Raw genomic sequence first — 7,711 nt, forward strand, 5'->3', positions numbered from 1 at the left:
GGGATTTTCAATCCCCTGCTCTACCGACTGAGCTATCTGGGCGTGGGCGCTATTAAACGGATTTTAGGGCAGGTGGTCAACGGGAAATTTCACTTTTCGTCTCGTTCGTCTCTTTTTTGCGCAGCATCATCCATTTTCATCACTTCTGCTGGCGGGACCGCTCCCCGGCGCCCCCAGAGGCGGGACTCCTCCCCCTTGAGCAGGCGGGTAATGTTCTCGTGATGACGGATCAGGATGAGACAGGAGAGCAGGGAGACCGGCAACGTGTATTCCGGTTTGAGCAGATAGGTAAAGAGCGGAGTCAGCAACACGGTCACGATGGACGCCAGTGACGAATAGCCGCTCACCAGCAGCACCAGCAGCCAGGTGGTGATGACGGCGCCCCCCATGGCAAAGCCGATGGGCAGCATGGTACCGAGGGCGGTGGCGACGCCCTTGCCGCCACGGAAGTGGAAGAAGAGGGGGTACATGTGGCCCAGACAGGCGGCCACCCCGATAAAGCCGAGGTAGACGGGCTTGATCTGCAGATACCAGGCGAGGTAGACGGGGGCCATCCCCTTGAGCACGTCGAGAAGCAGTACGATCAGCGCCGCCATCCGGCCGCCGAGGCGCAACACATTGGTCGCCCCCGGGTTGTGGGAACCATGGTCACGGGGATCCGGCAGACCCGTGATGCGGGAAACCAGCACGGCACTGGACAGCGAGCCGCCCAGATAGGCCAGAATAATCATCAAAATCGTCAGGGCCGTCATCTTGGTCGTTTTTACCACGATATGAATGGGGTATGATGCGGGCCACATTCCCAGGCCCGGGCTTGCCCGAAAGCGTGTCGCCCAAACCGGCCGCCAGCGGCAATCTGCTTGCCGGGCCTGCATCCCTGCGCTGTTTTCACAGCCCATCAAGAGTAAAGAAGAAGTACTGTCATGGACAAGGTGTTTATTCGCGGACTCGAGGTTTTGACCACCATAGGGGTATATGAGTGGGAGAAGGGCATTCGCCAGAAGCTCTGTTTCGACCTCGAGATGGGGTTTGACAATCGCCCAGCCGCCGCAACCGACGATATCAATCTGGCGCTGGATTACGCCACCCTCTCTCGCAAGATCTGTGATCACGCCCAGGGCAAGATAGTGGAGCTGGTAGAGACCATGGCCGAGCAGGTCGCCGCCCTGGTGCTGGAAGACGAGCGGGTACAGTGGGTCAAGGTGACCCTGACCAAACCGGGTGCCGTGCCCAATGCGGCAGGTGTCGGGGTCGAGATCCTGCGCCATCGCACGCCGGCTGCGAGCGCCAACTGATGACCCGCATCTATATCAGTCTGGGATCCAACATCGATCGGGAACGCCATATCCGCGCCGGCCTCGATGCCCTGCACGCCGAATTCGGCGAGTTGCAGGTCTCCCGGGTATTCGAGAGCGAGGCAGTGGGCTTCAACGGCCGCCCCTTCTACAACCTGGTGGTGGGTGCCGATACCGAGCTGCCCCTGGCGACCCTGTGCCAGCGGCTGCGCGCCATGGAGTTCGCTCACGGCCGCGAGCCGGATGCCAAGAAGTTCGCCCCCCGCACCCTGGATCTCGATCTGCTGCTCTACGGCGAGCTGGTCTGCGAGACGCCGCTGGTGCTGCCGCGCGGCGAGATCCTCACCAACGCCTTCGTGCTCTGGCCGCTGGCGGAGCTGGCCCCCACATTCCGCCACCCCATCGATGGTCGCACCATCGGTGAGCTGTGGGCAGGTTACGACAAAGCCTCCCAGCGCCTTGACCCCATTCCCTTCCACTGGAAAGCGGGCGAATTGCAGCATCACTGAACAACAAGGGCACCCTCGGGTGCCCTTGTTGATGACTCCGCTGATGATGGATAAGAAACGGTGATTGGGCCTGCGCCGGTGCAAGTGGCAGGATGACCGCCATCACAGGAGAACCCCATGCCACTCGATGCCATTCACGACTTCAACCGTCAGTTGCTCACCGGCCTGCCCCACCAGCGCTTCGAGCACGAACCCATCCTCGATTACGCCACCGACGAGCGGGTCAAGGCTCGCCTCGGCTGGCAGGCCGAGTTCAGCAAGACCCTTTTCCTCAAATTCAAGGATGGTCGCTTCGCCCTGCTGCTGACCCACAGGGACGGCCGGCTCGACTGCAAGGCGGTCAAGGCGGCGCTCGGTGCCAAACCCTCCATCTGCACCGCCGACGAGATGCAGACCGAGATTGGCTGCCTGCCGGGAGCCGTCTGCCCCTTCCTGCCCCGCGCCGACATCCCCCTGCTGGTGGATCCCGTGCTCATGAATCACCACGCCTTTACCTGGACGCCGGGCCACCCCGAGCAGACTTTCCTGCTGGAGACCACCCACCTGGCCGGACTGCTGGCCCGATTGCCCTGCGACGTGAGCTACCTGCCCGCCCCCTGAGCCTGGGACTCAGCGCTTTTCCCGCGCCAGCTGGGCGAAGATCAGCGCCGCCAGCATGGACATCAGACCGATGCACAGATAGGTGAGGTGGAACCCCTCCAGCCAGCGGCCACTCTCCTCGGGCTGGCCGATGGAGAAGAGCCCCAGCAGGCTGGCGGCGATGGCCACCCCCAGGCTCATGGAGAGCTGCATCACCACCGACAGCAGACCGTTGCCGCTGCTGGCGTGCTCGCTGCTGAGATCCTGCAGGGTCAGGGTGTTCATGGCGGAAAATTGCAGGGAGTTGATGGCGCCAAAGACCGCCAGCCACACCAGCAGTACGCCGTGGGGCACCTGGTTGTCGATGAAATAGAAGCTCGCGATCATGGCCCCGAGCGCCAGGGTGTTGCCGATCAGGATGCGGCGATAACCGATGCGCGGAATGAGCTTGTTCACCAGCGTCTTGGTCAGCATGGCGCCGATCACCGTGGGGATCATGGTCATCCCCGCCTTGCTCGGGGAGAAGCCGAGCCCCAGTTGCAGGAAGAGCGGGGTGAGAAACGGCATGGCGCCGCTGCCGAGGCGGGCAAACAGATTGCCCCAGATACCGATGGCGAAGGTGGACGTCTTGAACAGCGCCAGACTGAACAGGGGCTGCTCCGCCGTGGCGGCATAGAGCCAGTAGCTCGCCATGGCGGCCAGACCGAACAATACCGCAAACAGGGCCCAGCCGGTTGAGATGCTGTGCTCCCCCAGGCCTTGCAGACCGACGGATACCAGCACCATGCCGACACTGAACAGCACAAACCCCTGCCAGTCAAACCTGGCGGTGTGCTGGCGAAGGTCGGGCATGAAGTGCCAGCTCGCCACGAAGCCGAGCAGGCCCACCGGCAGGTTGATGAGGAAGACCCAGTGCCAGCTCGCCACCTCCACCAGCCAGCCCCCCAGGGCCGGGCCGATGAGGGGGCCGAGCAGACCGGGGATGGTGACGAACGACATCACCCTCAGCAGTTCATGCTTGCTGTAGACCCGCAGCACCGCCAGACGCCCGATAGGCATCAGCAAGGCCCCCCCGACCCCTTGCAACACCCGGGCGATCACCAGCATGGGCAGGGTGTTGGCGATGGCACAGGCCAGGGAACCCAGGGTAAACAGCAGGATGGCGACCAGATAGACCCGGCGGGTGCCGAATCTGTCCGCCAGCCAGCCGGAGGCAGGAATGAGCAGGGCCACCGTCAGCATGTAGGCGATGATGACGGACTGCATCTGCAGCGGACTCTCGCCCAGGGCCTCGGCCATGCTGGGCAGGGCAGTGTTGAGGATGGTGCCATCCAGGGTCTGCATGAAAAAACCGACCGCCGTCAGCCAGGGCAGCCATTTGCGCTGGGCGGGCGTCACCATCGGGGAGCTGTCAGGCATGGTTCTGTCTCTCCTCATCACATAAGAAAAGACCCGCACGAGCGCGGGTCATATCAGCATATCAGGCATCCGGCTGGCCGAGCATGGCCTTGAGGTGCTCTTCCAGGCTGGGTTCGGGGGCCTTGAGGGTTGAGAGGAACAACTGCTCTATGCCTACCCTGTCCTGGCTCTTCACGATGAAAACCAGCCGGGACTGGGCCTTGCCTTCGGGCCACTCCCCCAGCGCCTGCAACGGATAGAGCTGGCCGTGCACCCCGTGGATCACCACTGGCTGGCTCTCCCCTTCAAGTTGCAATATCCCCTTGAGACGCAGCAGGGCATCACCGTATTGCGCCTGCACCGCATCGATAGCGGCCAGCAGGCGGGAGGGCTTGAGCGGCTCGCCGATGCGCAGGGAGAAACTTTCGATATTGCCGTGCTCGAAGCGGGTGGGCGCGGCCGTCCCCACCTTGGCGGCAAACGGCGTCATCTTCGGCTGCATGGGCGAAGCCAGCCCCTGTTTCGGGGATTCGGTACGCAGCCAGGCCAGCAACTGGCGCACGTCGCGCCCCGCCGCCTCGTTGTAGGCGCCGAGCTTCTCCAGCACCGCGGGTGAGAGCACCCCATTGCTGACCCGCTGGATGGGAGCTGCCGGATTGAGGGCCGCCAGTTGGGCTTCCACCCGAGCAAGGGTCTCTTCATCCACCAGATCGCCCTTGCTCACCACCAGCAGATCCGCCAGCGCCACCTGTTTGACCGCCTCATATTGAGCCGCAAGCTGCTGCTCAATATGACCGGCATCCACCACGGTGACGGTGCCGTCGAAGCGGTAGCGCTGGGCGATAAAGCCCTCTTCCCTCAACGTGAACAGCACAGGGGCCGGATCGGCCAGACCCGTGGTCTCGATGATCAGCCGTTTGAAGGGTTTGATTTTGCGCTGGATGGCCTTCATGAAGAGCCCCTGCAGCGCCTCCACCAGGGAGCCCTGCACCGAGCAGCAGATGCAGCCGGAATCGAGCAGCACCACCTGCTCGTCCACCTGCTGTACCAGATGGTGATCCAGCCCCACGGAGCCGAACTCGTTGATGAGCACGGCGCACTCCCCGAGCTCGGGCTGCTTGACCCAGTGGTTGAGCAAGGTGGTCTTGCCGCTGCCGAGAAAGCCGGTCAGCAGGGTCACGGGGATGCGGGTGTCTTGCATGTCTGTCATCGGGTTGCCCCCCCTCTGATCGGCAGGAGGATGAGTAAGCGAGTGTCTTGCATATCGGTCATGTCAGATCCTTACCGGTTGGCGAACAGGTCGCCGAGCCAGCGGTTTTCGAAACGGCCATGGGGGTCAAGCTCCCGCTTCAGGGCCAGGAAGTCGTGCCAGCGCGGCAACAGGGCCGGGAAGTCGTAGAGGTCCATCGCCAGGTGCTTGCCGAAATGGGGAATGCCGCCGAGGGGCACCAGCAGTTGCTGCAACTCGCGCATCTGCTCCATGGAGCCCCCGACAAAGGTCCCGTCCGCCGCCAGATAGACCAGAAAACCTATCCAGCACACCGACTTGCCATGGGCGGCACTGAGCCAGGCCACGGATGGACCGGTGCAGCGCAGGATGAAGGGGTAGTGCAGCACGCCGGGGTTCGCCTCCTGCCATGTCTGCAGGATTGCAAGGGCCTCCCCCATGCGTTCGAGGGGCACGGCCACCTCGCAGTTGATCTGGGGAGCAGGAATTCCCTTGCAGAGGATCTGGTAGACGTTGCCCACCAGATCCGAGGCGTCCTTGAAGCGGCGTACCGTCTCGAAGTGCTCGCCTGCCCTGGCCTCGTCCTTGGTGTCTCTGGCCATCTTCTGCAGGGTCGCGTCTATGGTGGCATTGAGCGCCAGGTTCATGCGCTCGTCCATGTCTCCCTCCAGCACCAGCGGCTCGCTGCCCCCGGCGCGGTAGCGGGCCACCTCGTCATCGGAGGCGGGATCCACCAGCCAGATGTGGCTCTCGCCGGTCCAGGCGAACCACCAGCTCTTCACGAAGGCGTGCTCCCGGTTGAGGCGCTCGTTGTGTTCCAGCAGGAAGGGGTAGTCGGTGGTGAACTTGGTGCAGCGCATGATGCGGTTGGGCACGGTGTTGAGGGTCACATCCAGCAGGATGCCGAGCATCCCCATGCCCATCACGAAGGCGCCGAAGCGCGGATCGGTGCGATCCACACGGATGATGTCGCCGCTCGCCAGCATCACGGTCAGGGCAGCCACCGCATCGCACAGGGCGGACTGGTGCAGTCCCTGCCCATGGGTGCCGGTACTGAGCGCACCGCCCAGGGTCTGGATACCGATGACGCCGGGGGACGCCGGCAGCATGCGAGCCATGGCGATGAGGTCGGCATAGACGGTATCAAGCGGCGTCCCCGCCAGGTAGGTCACCGTATCGGCAGTCTTGTCCAGCTGGCCGCGCAGGTGGTGCAGGTCCACCAGCAGCGCCTGGCTGCCTTCGGCGTAGACGCTGTGGATGGGTTCGAAAGAGAGGCCGGAGCCGATGAGCCGCAGCTTGCGCTCGGGATATTCCCGCAGCAGTTGCTGCAGCTCGTCACGGGTCGTCGGGCGCCACACCTGATCAAGGGCGCCGAGGGGGTTGGTTCTGGACCAGTTGAACAGCACCTCCCGATTGCCAATCGCCTTGATGCTGTGAAATGCCTGGAACCTGACCGTCATACCGCGCCTCATCTGACTTCAAAATGAGCGCCAATTCTACCGAAAAGTGGCTGCCAAGGCATGAAAAACAAGACCCTACAGTCGGGGGTGGATAGGGGGAGCGCCCCTCCCCGCCTCAGCGCGTCTGCTGGGTCAATGCCAGCAACATGCCGAATCCCACCAGCAGGCCCCCGAACACCCGATCGATCCAGTGGCGTACCGCCAGCAGTCGGTCCCGCACCGCAGGGGTGGAGAAGAAGAGCGCCACCGCACCAAACCAGAGGGCGTGCGCCAGCGCGATGAAGGCGCCATAGCCGATCTGGACCGCCAGCGGCGTCTGCGGCTGCACCACCTGCATGAAGAGGCTGACGATGAAGATGGTCGTCTTGGGATTGAGCACATTGGTCAGAAATCCGGTGCGCAGCGCCCCCAGGCTGGAGAGGGCAGGCTGACAGATGCTCTCTTCATCGGCAGCCGGTTTGGCCCGCAGCATCTTGATGCCGAGGAAGATGAGATAGGCGGCCCCTGCCAGCTTGATGAGGTTGAACAGCCAGAGGGATTGCTGGATCAGCAGGCCCACCCCCAGCAGGGTGTAGGTCACGTGCACGCAGACCCCGGCCGCGATGCCGAGCGCCGTCAACACGCCGGTGCGGCGCGAGAGCAGCAGGCTGTTGCGCGACACCATGGCAAAGTCGGGCCCGGGGCTGATGACGGCAAAGAGGGTAATGGCGACAACGGCTAACAGTTCGGTCATGAAAAGAGTCCTGATTAGAGGGGATATCGGCTATTTTATTTGCCAACAACACCAATAACGAACGATGATTTCTGACATGAATGGTGAAAAAAAACTCACAAAAAGCCCTCTCGCTTCCCTCCCTCACCGCCCTGCGCTGTTTTGAGGTCGCGGCCCGCACCGAGCATTTCGGCCGCGCCGCCGATGAACTGCATCTCACCCATGGCGCCATCAGCCGGGCGGTACGACTGCTCGAGGAGGATCTGGGGGTCATGCTGTTCGAGCGGCGCCAGCGCCGGGTCTTTCTGACCGACGCGGGTGAACGGTTCTATCAGGCGGTCAGAGAGGGGTTGGGCAGCATCCGCCAGACGGCGCAGGCCCTGCGCCAGCAGAGCCGTCCCCAGTCGCTGGTGCTCTCCTGCGAACCCACCCTCCTGATGCGCTGGCTGATCCCGCGCTGGCCCGCCTTCCAGGCCCTGCACCCGGAGCTAGACGTACACCTGATGGCGGGCGGCGGCGCCCTCAGCTTT

General features: G+C 63.4%; 8 protein-coding genes and 1 pseudogene. 4 read left to right on the forward strand and 5 right to left on the reverse strand.

All coding sequences use genetic code 11. The features are described from left to right. Positions 1–89: 89 nt before the first annotated feature. Positions 90–752, reverse strand: coding sequence for a glycerol-3-phosphate 1-O-acyltransferase PlsY (gene plsY / locus AACR77_RS15510; RefSeq protein ID WP_029314836.1), 663 nt, complete (start codon positions 750–752; stop codon positions 90–92). A 171-nt stretch (positions 753–923) separates the two neighbouring features. Between plsY and folB the strand changes: the two genes are divergently transcribed. The 3 genes from folB (at position 924) to AACR77_RS15525 (ending at position 2,404) form a co-directional block, all read left to right on the forward strand. Then, positions 924–1,295, forward strand: a complete 372-nt coding sequence (gene folB / locus AACR77_RS15515; RefSeq protein ID WP_010675798.1) for a dihydroneopterin aldolase — start codon at positions 924–926, stop codon at positions 1,293–1,295. Continuing rightward, positions 1,295–1,804, forward strand: a complete 510-nt coding sequence (gene folK / locus AACR77_RS15520; protein WP_042865424.1) for a 2-amino-4-hydroxy-6-hydroxymethyldihydropteridine diphosphokinase — start codon at positions 1,295–1,297, stop codon at positions 1,802–1,804. Before folB ends, folK begins: the two co-directional genes overlap by 1 nt. 117 nt (positions 1,805–1,921) lie before the next feature. After that, entirely contained in the window at positions 1,922–2,404 is a 483-nt protein-coding gene (locus AACR77_RS15525) for a YbaK/EbsC family protein (RefSeq protein ID WP_042882651.1), read from the forward strand. Between the two features lie 9 nt (positions 2,405–2,413). Here AACR77_RS15525 and mdtD read toward each other — a convergent pair whose 3' ends face one another. From mdtD to AACR77_RS15545, 4 genes are all read right to left on the reverse strand, one after another. Next, positions 2,414–3,802 carry a multidrug transporter subunit MdtD gene (mdtD, locus tag AACR77_RS15530; RefSeq protein ID WP_010675801.1) on the reverse strand — a complete coding sequence of 463 codons (1,389 nt, stop codon included), beginning with the start codon at positions 3,800–3,802 and terminating at the stop codon, positions 2,414–2,416. Between the two features lie 61 nt (positions 3,803–3,863). Further along, the gene (locus AACR77_RS15535) at positions 3,864–4,991 is read right to left on the reverse strand and encodes a CobW family GTP-binding protein (RefSeq protein ID WP_029314837.1); all 1,128 of its coding nucleotides are present in this window, start codon (positions 4,989–4,991) and stop codon (positions 3,864–3,866) included. 71 nt (positions 4,992–5,062) lie between these two features. Further along, positions 5,063–6,469 (reverse strand): D-arabinono-1,4-lactone oxidase, encoded by a 1,407-nt coding sequence (locus tag AACR77_RS15540; RefSeq protein WP_042882653.1) that lies wholly within the window; start codon positions 6,467–6,469, stop codon positions 5,063–5,065. Positions 6,470–6,584: 115 nt separating this feature from the next. Then, positions 6,585–7,202, reverse strand: coding sequence for a LysE family transporter (locus AACR77_RS15545; protein ID WP_042882656.1), 618 nt, complete (start codon positions 7,200–7,202; stop codon positions 6,585–6,587). Positions 7,203–7,278: 76 nt separating this feature from the next. Between AACR77_RS15545 and AACR77_RS15550 the strand changes: the two are divergent. Then, positions 7,279–7,711: pseudogene (locus AACR77_RS15550) on the forward strand (LysR family transcriptional regulator); the annotation flags it as partial.

Source organism: Aeromonas sp. ZOR0002, assembly GCF_963866995.1.
Lineage (GTDB): Bacteria > Pseudomonadota > Gammaproteobacteria > Enterobacterales > Aeromonadaceae > Aeromonas > Aeromonas caviae.

What these genes read in the sequence shown, in the direction of transcription:
- plsY (WP_029314836.1), bottom strand. Translation starts at nt 752, where the DNA reads ATGACGGCCCTGACGATTTTGATGATTATTCTGGCCTATCTGGGCGGC.
- folB (WP_010675798.1), top strand. Translation starts at nt 924, where the DNA reads ATGGACAAGGTGTTTATTCGCGGACTCGAGGTTTTGACCACCATAGGG.
- folK (WP_042865424.1), top strand. Translation starts at nt 1,295, where the DNA reads ATGACCCGCATCTATATCAGTCTGGGATCCAACATCGATCGGGAACGC.
- AACR77_RS15525 (WP_042882651.1), top strand. Translation starts at nt 1,922, where the DNA reads ATGCCACTCGATGCCATTCACGACTTCAACCGTCAGTTGCTCACCGGC.
- mdtD (WP_010675801.1), bottom strand. Translation starts at nt 3,802, where the DNA reads ATGCCTGACAGCTCCCCGATGGTGACGCCCGCCCAGCGCAAATGGCTG.
- AACR77_RS15535 (WP_029314837.1), bottom strand. Translation starts at nt 4,991, where the DNA reads ATGACAGACATGCAAGACACCCGCATCCCCGTGACCCTGCTGACCGGC.
- AACR77_RS15540 (WP_042882653.1), bottom strand. Translation starts at nt 6,469, where the DNA reads ATGACGGTCAGGTTCCAGGCATTTCACAGCATCAAGGCGATTGGCAAT.
- AACR77_RS15545 (WP_042882656.1), bottom strand. Translation starts at nt 7,202, where the DNA reads ATGACCGAACTGTTAGCCGTTGTCGCCATTACCCTCTTTGCCGTCATC.